Origin of the sequence: Mesorhizobium sp. M0340 (genome assembly GCF_040321535.1) — a bacterium.
Classification (GTDB): Bacteria; Pseudomonadota; Alphaproteobacteria; order Rhizobiales; family Rhizobiaceae; genus Mesorhizobium.
Window position 1 is genome coordinate 230,095 of sequence record NZ_JAMYRR010000006.1, and the last position, 14,117, is coordinate 244,211.

Below are 14,117 nucleotides of genomic sequence, written 5' to 3' on the forward strand. Positions count from 1 at the left end.
CATTCGTTTGTCAGCCGCTTGCGACCATCATCGCCGAGATCTCGGCTTCCGCCGCCTTGGCGCCATCGACGAGGGCCTCGCAAGCGAATTTGAGAAGATTGCCGCGTTTCTTGATTTTCTTCACATGAATTTTCAGCTGGTCGCCTGGAACGACCGGCTTGCGGAACTTGGCATTGTCGATGGTCAGGAAATAAACCAGCGACGGCTTTTCCGTACCAAGGCTGCGGATGCAGATGGCGCCGGCCGTCTGCGCCATCGCCTCGATGATCAGTACGCCGGGCATGACCGGCTGGTCGGGGAAATGACCTTGGAAATGCGGCTCGTTTATGGTGACGTTCTTGATGCCGATTGCGGATTCGTCGCCATCTATGTCGACAATACGGTCGATCATCAAGAACGGATAGCGGTGCGGCAGGAGCTTCATCAGCCGCATTATGTCAACCGCTTCGAGCGTCGCCGCTGCGATGTCAGCCATTTCCCCCCTCACCCTGTTTGCGCGTCCGTGCAAGTCTGCGCAAGGCCGCTATCTCGCGCATAGCTTCCGCCATCGGCTGCGCCGGATATCCTCCCCAAATCTCACCGGCAGGCACATTGCTCATAAACCCGCTTCTTGCCGCAAGCTTGGCGCCGGACCCTATGGTCAAATGATCCGCAAGGCCGACGCCGCCACCCATGGTGACGTTGTCGCCTACCGTCACAGAACCGGAAATACCCGAAAGCCCGGCTATTATGCAATTGCGGCCGATGCGAACGTTGTGCGCGATCTGCACCAGATTGTCGATCTTGGTACCCTGGCCGATGATCGTGTCGGACATGGCGCCGCGATCGACGGTCGTATTCGACCCGATCTCGACGTCGTCCTGGATGATGACGCGGCCGATCTGCGGAACCCGCTCCGGACCCTTGGCGCCGGCCACGAAGCCGAAGCCATCCTGGCCGATCCTGGCGCCGCCATGAATGATGACGCGATTGCCGATCAATGCATATTGCACGCTGGCGCCTGGACCGACATAGCCGTCGCGGCCAATCTGGGAGGAAGGACCGATAACCGCATGAGGGGCAATGACGGTTCCGCTGCCGATGGCAGCGCGCGGTCCGATGACCGCGCCCGCTTCGATGATCGCACCGGGCTCGACATGGGCGGTCGCATCGATATGGGCGTGCGGCGAGATACCGGTTTCGCCGGTCATCGGCCCAGGCGTTGCAGCCGCCGGGAAAAGCAGGCGCCCGACCATTGCGAAAGCCTGCTGCGGGCGCGGATGCACCAGAACCGCGATGCCCGCCGGCGCCTTGGCGGCAAATTCGGCAGGGCAGAGAACCGCTGCCGCCCGCAGTGACTGCATCAGGGCGAAATTGCGCCTGCCATCGACGAAGACAAGGGCGTTCTCGCCGCCTTCGTTGGCGGGAGCCAGAGCGTCGATCGAAACATCGGAGAGAGCGGAATCGACAAGCATCGAGCCGGTCAGATTCGCGACTTCGCCGGCCGTATACCGGCGTGAGGGCGCGAAGAACACCGGATCGGTCATTCCAGAAGCAATATCCAGCTAGCGCATGACCCCGAAATCGGAAATCGATCCTCGGAAAGGATCATGCGCAAATCAAGTTGCTACAACGTTCTTTGAGCGTCCGATAGGACGCACTGCGCTGTAGTGTCGGATCACTGACATCCCGATCCAAACGAGCCGGAAGCATCGTTACCCGCACATCAGAAGCGGGTCGATATGCCGAAGTTGAATTCCTGCACGTCGTCGGTCTTTTCCTTCTTGACCGGGATCGCATAGTCGATGCGAATCGGGCCGAAAGGCGATGCCCACATCAAGCCGACGCCGACAGAAGCGCGCCATTCCATGCCGGTCGTCGACTGATTGACGAGGTTGGAGGCAATCTTGCTGCCGTAGAGCGTTGCCGCATCGGCGAATACCGCGCCGCGCAAACCGAAGCTTTCCGGGATGACCGGCAGCGGGAACTGCGCTTCCGCCGAGGCATTGAAGTAAGTGGTGCCGCCGAGATGGTCATTGCTGTTGTCCGAGGCAACCGGACCGATGCCGCCATATTCGAAACCGCGGATCATGCGATCGCTGCTCTGGAAATGGTCGAAGACACGCAGGTCGCCGCTGCCATATCCCTGGACATGGCCGGCACCGCCAGAAATGAGGCCTACCAGATCCAATTGTTCGGACAACGTCTGATAAATGCTGCCGCGCGCTGTCACCTTGATGAACTTGGCGTCGCCGCCCAAGCCAGCCACTTCCGTGCCGACGTTGGCAAAAATGCCTTCATGGGGATTCTTCATGTCGTCAATAGTATTGTAAACTAGGCCGAGACTAACCGACGATTTGAGCCACGGACTCTCTTCGACACCGTTTATAATCGCCTGGGAGACATCGCAGGTGGCAGGGTCGCAGTTCTCGTCGAACTCATACTTCTCCTGAGCGATATTATACGCGAGCTGAGTCGAGATGTTGTCGGTAATCGGCAGACCGAAGCGCACTGTCGCGCCCGTCGTGTCGCTATCGTAATGGTCATAGTTTCGAGTCTGCTTGTAGATGTCGAATCCGGCAGCGATACGGCGACCAAGGAAGTACGGTTCGGTAAACGAGAAGCTGTAGTCGCGCGAGTTCTTGCCGCCGCCAGCCGCCACCTTGATGAATTGGCCGCGGCCGAGGAAGTTGCGCTCACTGATTGAACCTTCGACGGACGGACCAGCCGTCTCGCCACCAGTCGAATAACCGGCACCGACCGAGAACTCACCGGTCGATTTCTCGACCACGTCGACCACCAGTACGACTTGATCAGGCTCAGAGCCCGGAACGGTGGAAATCTCGACTTTCTCGAAATAATCAAGCGCTTCCAGCCGCCTCTTCGCGCGCTGGATGAGAACCTGATTGAAAGCGTCGCCTTCGCTGACATCGAACTCGCGGCGAATGACGTAGTCGCGAGTCCGATCGTTGCCGCGGATCTCGATGCGCTCGATATAGGCCTTGGTGCCCTGGTCGATCGTATAAACGACAGAGATGGTGTGGTTTTCGAAGTTGCGGTCACCGCGCGGCGTCACCTGGGCAAAGGCATAACCAGAACCGGCGACCTTTTCGGTCAGCGCGATGATCGTGTCCTCGACATCCTTGGCGTTATAGACATCGCCCTTGTGGGTCTCGACCACCGATTCAAGCGACTTGCTGTCGACCTCGGGGATCGTGCTTTCGACGCTGACGTCCCCAAACGTATACCGCTCGCCCTCCTGCACCGTGATGGTAACGGTGTATTTGTTGGTTGTGTCGTCGAGTTCGCCGACAGCCGAGACGACCTGGAAGTCGGCATAGCCGTGATTATAATAGAAGCGGCGCAGCAGCTCCTGGTCGGCGCGCAGCTTGTCCTCGTCATAAACATCGTCGCGCAGCACGAACGACAGGAAGGACGAGCGCTTGGTGGAGATGATGTCCGACAGACGGCGGCTCGAATAGGCGCTGTTGCCGACGAAATTGATTGCCGCAATCTGGGTGCGGCCGCCTTCGTTGATGTTGAAGACCACGTTTACCCGGTTGTCGCCGAGATCCATGATCTGGGTGGTCACGGCGGCATCGTCGCGGCCGATACGCCGGTATGCGGCCTTGACCGCCTCGACATCGGCGTCGAGCTGTTGTTGCGAGAAGGTGCCGCGCGGCTTCAATTGCACCGCGGCTGCAAGCGCGTTGTCCTTGAGCTTCTTGTTGCCCTGGAACAGCACCTGGTTGACGACCTGGTATTCGGAAACCTTGATGACCAGCGTCGATCCGACCTGGTTGATCTGCACGTCCGAAAACAGCCCGGTGCCAAACAGCGCCTTGACCGCATCGTCGATGTCGGAGCTGGAAAACGCCTTGCCGGGCTTGATTGTCACGTAATTGCGGATGGTGTCCGCGTCGACACGCTGATTGCCGGTGACTTCGACTCTGGAGACGACAGCCGCCTCGGCGGCCGATGTGGCAACGAACTGCACTGCGAGCGCGCCTGGTACAACCAGAGCAGCGGACATAGCCACCGCGGACGCGGCGCTCAGAAACTTGGATGCTGCCTTCATCGGGCTTTTGTACCTTTTCTCGAAGTCCCCACGGCGAGAAAACCGGACGTGCGGTAATTTCCCCTACCGTATTAACCGGATTTTCCCTACACGCAAGGCTTCTGGTTAATTTGTATTTACTTAACCCTGTGGCGTGGCTTTCGCGTCACGCATATCCCCACGCATGGTAAACGGCGTCTCAACATTGGTCGCGCTGAAGCCAAATTTCTTCATGATTTCAGCACCCAAACAGATCGTTCCAGAAAACAAAACCCATGAAGCCGAGCACCAGGATGAGGCCGCTCCGATAAGCCATTTCCATCATCCGTTCGGACACCGGCCGTCGGATGACAGCTTCCACGCCGTAGAACAGAAGATGCCCTCCGTCGAGGGGGGGAATCGGCAGAAGATTGAGAATTCCTATCCCGACTGACAGATATGCAACAAGCTGGACGAGCAATTCGAAGCCGAGCTTTGCCGCCTGGCCCGACATCTTGGCGATCTTGATGGGCCCGCCCAGCTGGCACTTGTCCTCGCGGCCAACAACGAAACGCTGCAGGAACTGGCCGGTGCGCTGGATGACGTGTCCGGTTTCCTGGATGGCCGCCCCGACTGCCCCGGCCGGGCTGTAGGTGATCAGCCGCGGCTGGCCGAGTTCCTTGTTGTTGATGACGCCGATCACGGCCACCTGGGCTTTGTTGCCCAATGCGTCTTGTTGTTCCATCAAACGCGGCGTCGCCGTGACGGTGATTTCCTTGCCGCCGCGTAACATAACGAAGGTGATGCTGTCGCCGGCGCGGCCCGAAACCAGACGCTGGACGTCGGCAAAGGTCTCGACCTTGCTGCCGTCGACGCTGACGAATCGGTCACCGGGCATGATGCCGGCCGCCGCTGCCGGACTGCCTTCGGTGACTTCAGCCACCATCGGCTCGTATACCGGCCGACCATATATGGAAAACAGCACGGCAAAGACGGCGATCGTCAGCAGGAAGTTGAACAGCGGCCCCGCCACGACGGTCGCCGCCCGCTTCCAGATCGGCTGCGTGTGGAAGGCAACCTTGCGTTCGTCGTCGCTCAGCGCCTCGACCTCCTCCGAGCTGGGTTGGCTCGACGTCGCGTTCATATCGCCGACGAACTTGACGTAGCCGCCGAGCGGTATGGCGCAAAGCTTCCAGCGGGTGCCGCGGCTGTCGTTGAAGCCGATGATCTCAGGGCCGAAACCGATCGAAAAGGCTTTTGCGCCGATACCGCACCAGCGGCCGACGAGGTAATGGCCCATTTCGTGGACGAACACGACCACGGTCAGCACGAACAGGAAAGGCACCAGCGTGCCGAGGACAAGGCCGTCCGTGCTGAAAACCGCGTGAAGAATCTCGTTCAATTCATGCCCTCAAATTCATCCACGGCGCAGATCACGCCGCGACTGTGACATCAATCCAGGCGAATCCATGACGCAGCCTCGCGCCGGCCCACCGACGATGCCGTTCAAACCGGAAACAGCCCCTGTGCCGGATGGTCGGCGGTCGCGGAAATCCAGCCGATGACGTATAGGGCGAAAGCCGCCGCGACAAGCCCATCGACCCGATCCATGATGCCGCCATGGCCGGGTATCAGCGTGCCGGAATCTTTACGGCCGTGGCGTCGCTTGACCCATGATTCGAACAGGTCGCCGGCTTGCGCGACGATCGAAAGCACCAGTGCGACCACGCCAAGCACGGCGAGGTTGCCCGTTCCGGCTACTGCGGCCAGAAGCAGACCGGCCACTACGCCGCCGACCACCCCACCGAGCGCCCCGCTCCGCGTCTTGCCCGGCGAGATCGACGGCGCCAGCCTTGGGCCACCGACGGAGCGGCCGACGAAATAAGCAAAAATATCGGTCGCCCAAACCACGGCGAATAGGAACAGAATGGCCAGCAGCCCTGAATGGTCGCCATCACGCAAGAAGGCCAGCGACAAGCCCGACACGGCCGCATAGGCAAGGCCGGATGCTTCCCACGGTCCTGCCTTGCGCATCGACGCCGCGATGGCAGTGACAGCAACCAGAGCCGCCACGAGCGGCAGCAGCAAAGACGCAGGCAAGCCGGCGACGAGAGCACCAATAAAGACCACGATCAGCGCCTCGGGCAGAAAGCCGAGACCTGCCATAGCACCAGCACCTGCCGGGGCAACGGGGCGGCTCATCCGCGTCCACTCGTAGAAGATCACCGCCGCCATGGCAGCGCAAAGCAACCGGAAGGGCAGTCCGCCGAGCCAGGTCAGGCCAAGCGTCACGATGGCAAGCACGACGGCCGAAATGACCCGGAGTTGGAGGTTGCTCATTCCTCAGCCTGAGGCGACATCTTGGGCGGCAAGTCCGCCGAAGCGGCGCTCGCGGCCGGCGAAATCGCGCAGTGCATCGGACAGGTGCTCGCGACTGAAGTCGGGCCAGTAGCAAGGCAGGAAAACGAGTTCGCTATAGGCGGCCTGCCATAACAGGAAGTTGGACAGCCGAAGCTCGCCGCTGGTGCGGATGACCAGTTCCGGGTCCGGAATGCCCTCTGTATCGAGCGAGCTGGCAAAGGACTCGGCCGTGATCGCCTCGCTGTCGATCTCACCGCGCGCCACCGCAGCTGCGAGCTTGCGCGCGGTGCGCACGATCTCGTCGCGGCCGCCGTAATTGAAGGCAATGACCAGTGTCAGCGCCTCGTTGCTAAGGGTGAGCGTTTCGGCTTCCTCGAGCAGCCCCCTTATGTCGGGCTGCAGCCCTGCCCTGTCACCGATGACCCTGATCCGCACCCCACTCTGGTGCAGCTCGGCGAGGTCACGTCGGATGAAAAGCTTCAGCAGGCCCATGAGGTCGCTGACTTCGGATTTCGGTCGTGACCAGTTTTCCGACGAAAAAGCGTAGACGGTCAGGAAGGAGATGCCGAGGCCGGGGGCGGCGCGCACTGTCTTGCGCAGCGCCTCGACGCCGGCGCGGTGACCAGCCAGCCGAGGCAAGCCGCGCGCCTTGGCCCAGCGTCCGTTTCCGTCCATGATGATCGCGACATGCGCGGGCGTTGCCATGTTCTCACTTCCGGGCCAGCCGTGGCCAGACCCTAGACCTGCATGATTTCCGCTTCCTTGTCGGAAAGCAGGTGGTCGATGGTGCTGATTGTCTCGTCGGTCAGTTTCTGAACCTGGTCGGCCCGTTTGCGATGGTCGTCCTCACTGATGTCGCCGTCCTTTTCCGCCTTTTTCAGAAAGTCCATGCCGTCCCGGCGAACGTGTCGTGCGGCGACGCGGGCATTCTCGGCATAACCGTGCGAGATCTTGACCAGCTCCTTGCGGCGCTGTTCGTTGAGCTCGGGCAGCGGAATCCTTAGATTGGTACCGTCGACGATAGGATTGAACCCGAGATTGGCTTCACGGATGGCACGGTCGACCGCGCTGACCATCGACTTGTCCCACACCGAAACCGAAATCATGCGCGGTTCCGGAACCGACACTGTTGCCACCTGGTTGATCGGCATGGTGGTGCCATAGGCCTGCACCTGGACGGCATCGAGCAGGTTGCTCGACGCGCGGCCGGTGCGCAGCGAAGCCAGATCATGCTTGAACGCGGCGATCGCCCCGTCCATGCGCCGTTTGAGATCGTCGTATTCGCCACTCATCATCGTCTCCTCGACCCGTTAACCCGGGTTCACTGCTTAGGGTAAGCCCTGTTCGAGCCTCATCCGCATCCGATCCCTTTCGGGTTCATGGTCCGGTCAATCGTCTGCGACGACCGTGCAACGGCCGCCACCCCTCAGGATATCGCCGAAACCACCCTTCTCGTGGATCGAATAGACGATTATCGGAATGTTGTTTTCGCGCGCAAGTGCAATCGCCGCCGTATCCATGATCGAAAGCCCGCGTTTGATGACTTCGTCATGGCTGATCCGCTCGAAACGTGTCGCGTGCGGGTCCTTCTTGGGATCAGCCGAATAGACACCATCGACCTGGGTGCCCTTGAACAGAGCATCGGCTCCGATCTCGGCGGCGCGAAGGGCTGCAGCCGAATCGGTGGTGAAGAACGGATTGCCGGTGCCGCCGGCGAAGATAACGACCTTGCCCTGGTTCATGTAGGCGGTCGCCTGACGCTGCGAAAAACTTTCGCAAAGCTCGGGCATGGCGATCGCCGACAGCACCACGGCGTCGACGCCGATCTTGTTGAGCGAGGTCCGCAGCGCCAGCGAATTGATGACGGTGGCAAGCATGCCCATATGGTCGCCGGTGACGCGGTCTCCGCCTTTTGACGCGACTGCGACGCCACGGAAGATGTTGCCGCCCCCTATGACGACACCGACTTCGATGCCCAATGCGCGGGCCTCGGCGATGTCGGCGGCGATGCGGTCGACCACCGATACGTCGATGCCAAAATGCTGCTCGCCCATCAACGCTTCGCCCGATGCTTTCAGCAAGACACGTCGGTAGAGGGGCTTCACCGTCATCTGGTCCTCGTCATCGTGCGTGTGACGCGTTTCGGCACGCCCCGAAACACTGGGCGTTCCGATACACGAAGGGCGCCACGATGTCACGCGGCGCCCGAGCCGGAAAACTCTCTTCCAGCTTCAGCTTACACGGCAAAAGCACCTTGCATGAACAGGTTCGGCATGTAGCCCGCCGGCTTGTCACCGACTGTCTGACCTCCGGTAAGGCCACCCTGTATTTCCGAGCCGAAGAACGAATACGAAAAAGGGTGTGAATGACCGGCTCACCGCACCTGCGCAATGTCGAAATCGAGCGCGCCGAGGTTGTCCTTGAGTTGATCCTACACCGCGCAAGAAATCGGCCGGGCATCCTCGCGGACACCCGGCCGAAAAAGCCTTTTAAACGAATAGTTTACTTCTTGACCGCTGCCGCGACTTCTGCCGCGAAATCGGTCTCTTCCTTCTCGATGCCCTCACCGAGCGCGAAGCGCAGGTAGGCAGCGATTTTGGCTGGCGCGCCGATCTCGCTTTCGGCATCCTTCAGCGCCTTCTCGACGGTGATGTCGGGATTGAGCACGAAAGCCTGCTTGAGCAGCACGACCTCTTCGTAGAACTTGCGCAAACGGCCCTCGACCATCTTCTCGATAATCGCTTCTGACTTGCCGGACTGGCGTGCCTGGTCGGCGAAGATCGCCTTCTCGCGCTCCACCGCGGCCGGATCGAGCTCTTCAGTGGTCAAGGCCATCGGATTGGTGGCAGCGACATGCATGGCAACCTGACGGGCGAAGGCGTTCGCGGCATGCGCGTTGCCTGTCGTCTCGATGGCCACCAGCACGCCGAGCTTGCCGAGGCCGTCGGCGACCGCATTGTGAACGTAGGTTGCGACAGCGCCGTGCTCGACCGTGAGCTTGGCCGAGCGGCGGAAGCCCAGATTCTCGCCGATGGTGCCGACGGCGTCCTTGATGGTCTCGGCGACCGACTTGCCCGAGCCCGGATAGGGAGCAGCGGCAACGGCCTCGGTCTTGCCGCCATAGGCAAGCGCGACCTTCGCGACCTTGGCGACGATCTCCTGGAACGCAGCATTGCGGGCAACGAAGTCCGTCTCGGAATTGACCTCGACGATCGCTGCCTCGCGGACGCCCGAATCGACGCCGATCAGGCCTTCGGCAGCGGTACGGCCAGCCTTCTTGTCGGCCTTGGAAATGCCCTTCTTGCGCAGCCAGTCGATGGCTTCTTCCATATTGCCGTTGGTCTCGTTCAACGCCGCCTTGCAGTCCATCATGCCCGCGCCGGTCAAGTCGCGGAGTTCTTTGACCTGTGCAGCCGAAATGCTCATTGTCGCCTCTTTGTCTAAATGCACTGACGCACCATCGATTTTCGATGATGCGCCTGGTGCCGGTAGCGCTTACCGCGCCAACATATTGGAAAGATGAAGGCCGCAGCCGGCCTTCGCTACTATGCTTCCGGGGTCTGGGCTGCCGGGCTCTCGGCGGCCGGGGTCTGCTCGAGCGCCGGCTCGACCGGAGCCTCGACCGATGCGCCGATATCGACACCGAGCGCGCCCTGCTGACGGGCGATGCCGTCGATAGCTGCCTTGGCGATCAGATCGCAATACAGCTGGATGGCGCGGGCCGCGTCGTCATTGCCGGGGATCGGGAAGTCGATCTTGTCCGGGTCGCAGTTGGAATCGATGATGGCAACGACCGGGATGCCGAGACGCTTGGCCTCGAGAATGGCGATCGCTTCCTTGTTGGTGTCGATCACGAACATCAAATCGGGCGTCGAACCCATATCCTTGATGCCGCCCAGCGCCTTGTCGAGCTTTTCACGCTCGCGATCGAGGTTGAGGCGCTCCTTCTTGGTTAGGCCCTGAGCCTCGCCGGCCAGCATCTCGTCGAGCTTGCGCAGGCGCTGGATGGAATTCGAGATCGTCTTCCAGTTGGTCAGCATGCCGCCGAGCCAGCGCGAATTGACATAGTACTGGGCCGAGCGCTGCGCGGCATCGGCGACAATGTCGGAGGCTTGGCGCTTGGTGCCGACGAACAGCACGCGGCCGCCCTTGGCAACAGTGTCGGAAACCTGCTTCAGCGCCTGGTGCAGCAGGGGCACCGTCTGCGAGAGGTCGATGATGTGGATGTTGTTGCGGGCGCCGTAGATATAGGGCGCCATTTTCGGGTTCCAGCGGTGGGTCTGGTGGCCGAAGTGAATGCCAGCTTCCAATAGCTGGCGCATGCTGAAATCAGGCAGAGCCATTCTTATTTCCTTTCCGGTTAGCCTCCACGGACACAGGCATTTTTGGACTTTGTCCTCAAACGCCACCGGAGGTTTCAGCCGGATTTCTCCCGGGCAGACACCAAAGTCCGTGTGTGGAATGAGCGCGCATATAGAGGGGAAGCACGACAAACGCAAGCGCTGTGGCGTCTTGCGGCTCAGCGTGCGGCGATCAGCGCACCGGTGTCATTGTCGCATCTTCCCCTTCCGCACCCGCACACGCCGGAAAACAGCGACGATCTCCTCGCGGCTGCATTCGATGGCGCCTAACCGCACTGCGCGGTCACGCTCCAGCCCGGTTATGTCATAATGCGGCGCCGATGTCTTGGGCGGCCCTTGATAGGACGAGCGCTTGACGCCGAGCTGCGCGGCGAAGCGATGCAGCTCGTCAGTATCGTCTGCCAGCAGATGACACCAGCGGTGGCCGACCCATTTCCAGATCGCCGCATCGACATAGACCGCCATGAGGTTTGCCGCACTCCTTCATCTTGCGCCGACCAGCACGCCGCTAACGATGATAGAAGGGATTGGCATAGAAAATGAAGGCGCCGCCGGCCTCGAGTTGCGTCATCGTCCTGGTGACGGTCTCTTGCATCCGGTCGTGCAGTTCGGCGAGTGCCTCCTCGACGGAGCCTTGATAGGCGTGCAAGCCTAGCGGCTCCGGTACCCGAACATAGGCGCGGCGTGGGCCTGCCGGCTGCGGCACGAAACGGTTGATCGTATCGCGCAGCGTATCTTTGCAATAGTCGTTGCGGATCCGCTTCAAATGTTCAGCGATCTCCTCCTGCGTGATGCGCGGATTGGCTGAGGCCCACGGCCCGACACGCTGCAGGCGCTGGATCGTATCTGCCAGCGTTCGGACCTGCGCCTGGTTTTCGGTGCCGTCTATGTTCTCCCGCAGCCAGCGCCGCGAGCGCCGCAAAAGCTCGGCAGTGTCGAGCGTGTCGGCGTCGACCGAGACAAGTTCAGCAAGGCGACGGCCGAGTTCCGCGAGCAGGTCCTTTTGACGTGCGTCATACGAAACCCGCTCATCGGACCGCAGGCCATATGCAGCCTCATCGCGCGACAGCAACGTCGCATAGATATGATGGATGCGCTCCGGCAGCGAATCGGCGGCACGGCGTTCGATCTTCAGGCTGTTCTCGACATAGGCGCATTCCTTTGCCAGCGCTGTCTCGACATTCCCCGTGAAAGCAAGCTTCCAGATCACGGGCGCGATCCAAACCTTGAAATCCGGATCGGTCAGGCGGCCGCGCTTCAGCGCCTCGAACCCCATTTCGACCGCCCCCGGCAGCAGCGGGGCAACGATGTTGGCATGCCAGCCGACACCGCCTTCGGGATGCAGGAGCACGCCGTGCCCCTTCAGCGCCCAGGTCACCGAATGTTCCTTGGCGGCCGCGCTGTTGCCCGGGATTTGCGCGATCAGATTGTTGGCCAACCAGAATTTCTGCATCAGCCGGCCAAGCCCGTTGACGACGCCGTGCGTGGCCCAGGATGCCGCCAGCGGGCTTACCCGCGAGACGACCTCCTTGTCGATCATCCAGTCGGTAAAGAACTCGGGATGGTTGGGCGTGAGGAACGTCGCCTTGCCCGCGCCGCAACAAGCCTTCAGCCTTTGCCGGTCATCCTCCGGAAAATCGATGTGGCGGACATTGGCGACGCCGCGCAAACCGGCCAGACGGTTGAACGGCAACAGGTCGCGAAACCCTGGAATGCCGTGCAGCATGACAATTCGGTTGACGAATGTCATGGCCTTGATCAGCGTCGCATTAGGCCGCGGCGCCACAAAAACGTCGATTCTGCTCAACCTGCTCCCCCGCGGCGCTCACCGTCGTAAGACGTTGATAGGCAATTGCGGCATGCTCAAGTCGATGCGACATCCCCGCAAGGTCAAGCGCTACTATCCCGGATAGCGGCGGCGGCTTGTCGTTGGTTCGAGCCTATTTCGACGGGCAGGTCTTTGGCTGATCGAACAGCGACAGATTGACCAGTTTGCCGGTCATCGAGAACTCGCCATAGTCCATGACGAGATCGCGCGTGATGCCGTTCTTGTGCAGCTTGAAGCTGATCCGGTATTCCGGCACCTCCTCGCCGCCTTTGTCGGCATCATCGAAATAGGCGATGTCGACCGGCCAGTATTTGTCGGTGGCGAGCTTGGCCAGCGCCGGCGCTTCCGGATCGGCGTTGTCGGCATCGGCTTGCTTGCCGACGACGACGGTGGTGGTCACCACCTTGTTGGCATCCTCAGAGCCGTCGAACAGGTTGGTTTCGTAGAAGCGCTCGCCCTTTTCCGCCTTGCCGATCATTTCGACCATTTGCTGGGTCGGGAACTGGGTCAGCGCGAGTTCCAGGCTGTTCTTCTCGGGCTTGTCGATATCGACCTTGAGACCGTTGGCCTCCTTCGTTGCCGTACCCTTGACCTCCTTGTCGAGGTTCTGGTCGACAAAGGATTTGTTCACGAAGGAGAAGGTCTTGCCCTCGGCGTCCTCGAAGGTGGTCATCTGCTGATCGGTCAGCCTGGTGTTGTCGCTGGTTACGATCTGGGTCACCAAACGGAACTTTACCGTATAGCCCTCGCAAGGCGAGCCGTTGAACTCGTAGACCATGCGGCCGGTGATGCCGGTGATGCCGGAGCGGTCGGAGGCTTTGTCGAGTGAAATGTCGTAAACGGCGCGGTGCGCCTGCAGCGCCGGCACCGCAAAAGCGGGAGCCGCCCAGGAAGCCGCTGTCAAGAGAACGGCGTTGAATGCGAGGCGCGTTGCGCGCATGGGGTGCTCCGATCATCGCGGCTAATGGCAGGCCGCATGGAAAGATGGTCCAGCTTAAAAAAAGTCGTGGCGGAAGCGAGGCAAAAATAGCAATTTCGGCCCGGCCTGCGCGGCACCTTCAAGCAATAGGGAAATAGCATGAGCGAAACAATCGAAAAGCGGCTGAGCGATCTCGGCGTGACGCTGCCGGCCGCCGCCGCGCCCGCCGCCAATTACGTGCCCTATTGCAGGACCGGCAATCTGCTGTTCACCGCCGGGCAGTTGCCGCTCAAGGACGGCAAGCTCCAGGCGAGCGGACTACTTGGCCGCGATGTTGACACCGCGACCGGCAAGGAAGCCGCAAAATACTGTGCAATCAACATATTGGCGCAAGCCCAGGCAGCACTTGGCGATCTCGAGAAAATCCGTCGCTTGGTGAAGATCACCGTCTTCGTCGCCTCGGCACCGGATTTTGTCGAACAGCATCTGGTTGCCAACGGTGCCTCGGATTTTCTCGCCGCGGTGCTCGGCGATCGCGGCAAGCACGCTCGCTCCGCCGTCGGCACCGCCTCCCTGCCGCTTAATGCCGCAGTGGAAATCGAAGCGATCTTCGAAGTCGAATGACCGGGACTG

14 protein-coding genes are annotated in these 14,117 nt (G+C 60.9%); 1 reads left to right on the top strand and 13 read right to left on the bottom strand.

Features of this window, described 5'->3' with window-relative positions:
- Window positions 1-10: 10 nt before the first annotated feature.
- The 13 genes from fabZ to NKI79_RS11825 all read right to left on the bottom strand — a co-directional run bounded on the left by fabZ (window position 11) and on the right by NKI79_RS11825 (window position 13,505).
- Window positions 11-475: a 3-hydroxyacyl-ACP dehydratase FabZ gene (gene fabZ, locus NKI79_RS11765; RefSeq protein ID WP_023674942.1), complete on the bottom strand. Its 465-nt coding sequence runs from the start codon at window positions 473-475 to the stop codon at window positions 11-13.
- Complete coding sequence (gene lpxD, locus NKI79_RS11770) at window positions 468-1,526, bottom strand: UDP-3-O-(3-hydroxymyristoyl)glucosamine N-acyltransferase (protein ID WP_352478916.1); 1,059 nt, start codon at window positions 1,524-1,526, stop codon at window positions 468-470. Before lpxD ends, fabZ begins: the two co-directional genes overlap by 8 nt.
- 179 nt (window positions 1,527-1,705) lie before the next feature.
- A complete protein-coding gene (gene bamA, locus NKI79_RS11775) occupies window positions 1,706-4,057 on the bottom strand; it encodes an outer membrane protein assembly factor BamA (RefSeq protein WP_352801692.1) in 2,352 nt (783 codons plus the stop codon).
- Window positions 4,058-4,274: 217 nt separating this feature from the next.
- Window positions 4,275-5,417: an RIP metalloprotease RseP gene (rseP, locus tag NKI79_RS11780; RefSeq protein WP_352508489.1), complete on the bottom strand. Its 1,143-nt coding sequence runs from the start codon at window positions 5,415-5,417 to the stop codon at window positions 4,275-4,277.
- 104 nt (window positions 5,418-5,521) lie between these two features.
- Window positions 5,522-6,355, bottom strand: coding sequence for a phosphatidate cytidylyltransferase (locus NKI79_RS11785; RefSeq protein WP_352801695.1), 834 nt, complete (start codon window positions 6,353-6,355; stop codon window positions 5,522-5,524).
- Between the two features lie 3 nt (window positions 6,356-6,358).
- A complete protein-coding gene (locus NKI79_RS11790; protein ID WP_352801697.1) occupies window positions 6,359-7,081 on the bottom strand; it encodes an isoprenyl transferase in 723 nt (240 codons plus the stop codon).
- Between the two features lie 32 nt (window positions 7,082-7,113).
- Window positions 7,114-7,668 (bottom strand): ribosome recycling factor, encoded by a 555-nt coding sequence (frr, locus tag NKI79_RS11795; protein WP_084640965.1) that lies wholly within the window; start codon window positions 7,666-7,668, stop codon window positions 7,114-7,116.
- Between the two features lie 96 nt (window positions 7,669-7,764).
- On the bottom strand, window positions 7,765-8,487 hold the full coding sequence (pyrH, locus tag NKI79_RS11800) for a UMP kinase (protein WP_023674934.1): 723 nt from the start codon (window positions 8,485-8,487) through the stop codon (window positions 7,765-7,767).
- A gap of 391 nt (window positions 8,488-8,878) precedes the next feature.
- The gene (gene tsf / locus NKI79_RS11805) at window positions 8,879-9,802 is read right to left on the bottom strand and encodes a translation elongation factor Ts (RefSeq protein WP_352801699.1); all 924 of its coding nucleotides are present in this window, start codon (window positions 9,800-9,802) and stop codon (window positions 8,879-8,881) included.
- A 119-nt stretch (window positions 9,803-9,921) separates the two neighbouring features.
- Window positions 9,922-10,719 carry a 30S ribosomal protein S2 gene (gene rpsB, locus NKI79_RS11810; RefSeq protein WP_254817316.1) on the bottom strand — a complete coding sequence of 266 codons (798 nt, stop codon included), beginning with the start codon at window positions 10,717-10,719 and terminating at the stop codon, window positions 9,922-9,924.
- A 204-nt stretch (window positions 10,720-10,923) separates the two neighbouring features.
- Window positions 10,924-11,202, bottom strand: a complete 279-nt coding sequence (locus NKI79_RS11815) for a DUF4031 domain-containing protein (protein ID WP_352478923.1) — start codon at window positions 11,200-11,202, stop codon at window positions 10,924-10,926.
- Between the two features lie 43 nt (window positions 11,203-11,245).
- Window positions 11,246-12,544 (bottom strand): lysophospholipid acyltransferase family protein, encoded by a 1,299-nt coding sequence (locus tag NKI79_RS11820; RefSeq protein ID WP_352801701.1) that lies wholly within the window; start codon window positions 12,542-12,544, stop codon window positions 11,246-11,248.
- A gap of 133 nt (window positions 12,545-12,677) precedes the next feature.
- Window positions 12,678-13,505 (bottom strand): cell envelope integrity EipB family protein, encoded by an 828-nt coding sequence (locus NKI79_RS11825; protein WP_352801703.1) that lies wholly within the window; start codon window positions 13,503-13,505, stop codon window positions 12,678-12,680.
- Window positions 13,506-13,643: 138 nt separating this feature from the next.
- On the opposite strand from NKI79_RS11825, the gene NKI79_RS11830 reads away from it, so the two are divergent.
- The gene (locus tag NKI79_RS11830; protein ID WP_352593436.1) at window positions 13,644-14,108 is read left to right on the top strand and encodes a RidA family protein; all 465 of its coding nucleotides are present in this window, start codon (window positions 13,644-13,646) and stop codon (window positions 14,106-14,108) included.
- Window positions 14,109-14,117 lie beyond the last annotated feature (9 nt).

What these genes read in the sequence shown, in the direction of transcription:
- fabZ (WP_023674942.1), bottom strand. Translation starts at nt 475, where the DNA reads ATGGCTGACATCGCAGCGGCGACGCTCGAAGCGGTTGACATAATGCGG.
- lpxD (WP_352478916.1), bottom strand. Translation starts at nt 1,526, where the DNA reads ATGACCGATCCGGTGTTCTTCGCGCCCTCACGCCGGTATACGGCCGGC.
- bamA (WP_352801692.1), bottom strand. Translation starts at nt 4,057, where the DNA reads ATGAAGGCAGCATCCAAGTTTCTGAGCGCCGCGTCCGCGGTGGCTATG.
- NKI79_RS11785 (WP_352801695.1), bottom strand. Translation starts at nt 6,355, where the DNA reads ATGAGCAACCTCCAACTCCGGGTCATTTCGGCCGTCGTGCTTGCCATC.
- NKI79_RS11790 (WP_352801697.1), bottom strand. Translation starts at nt 7,081, where the DNA reads ATGGCAACGCCCGCGCATGTCGCGATCATCATGGACGGAAACGGACGC.
- frr (WP_084640965.1), bottom strand. Translation starts at nt 7,668, where the DNA reads ATGAGTGGCGAATACGACGATCTCAAACGGCGCATGGACGGGGCGATC.
- pyrH (WP_023674934.1), bottom strand. Translation starts at nt 8,487, where the DNA reads ATGACGGTGAAGCCCCTCTACCGACGTGTCTTGCTGAAAGCATCGGGC.
- tsf (WP_352801699.1), bottom strand. Translation starts at nt 9,802, where the DNA reads ATGAGCATTTCGGCTGCACAGGTCAAAGAACTCCGCGACTTGACCGGC.
- rpsB (WP_254817316.1), bottom strand. Translation starts at nt 10,719, where the DNA reads ATGGCTCTGCCTGATTTCAGCATGCGCCAGCTATTGGAAGCTGGCATT.
- NKI79_RS11815 (WP_352478923.1), bottom strand. Translation starts at nt 11,202, where the DNA reads ATGGCGGTCTATGTCGATGCGGCGATCTGGAAATGGGTCGGCCACCGC.
- NKI79_RS11825 (WP_352801703.1), bottom strand. Translation starts at nt 13,505, where the DNA reads ATGCGCGCAACGCGCCTCGCATTCAACGCCGTTCTCTTGACAGCGGCT.
- NKI79_RS11830 (WP_352593436.1), top strand. Translation starts at nt 13,644, where the DNA reads ATGAGCGAAACAATCGAAAAGCGGCTGAGCGATCTCGGCGTGACGCTG.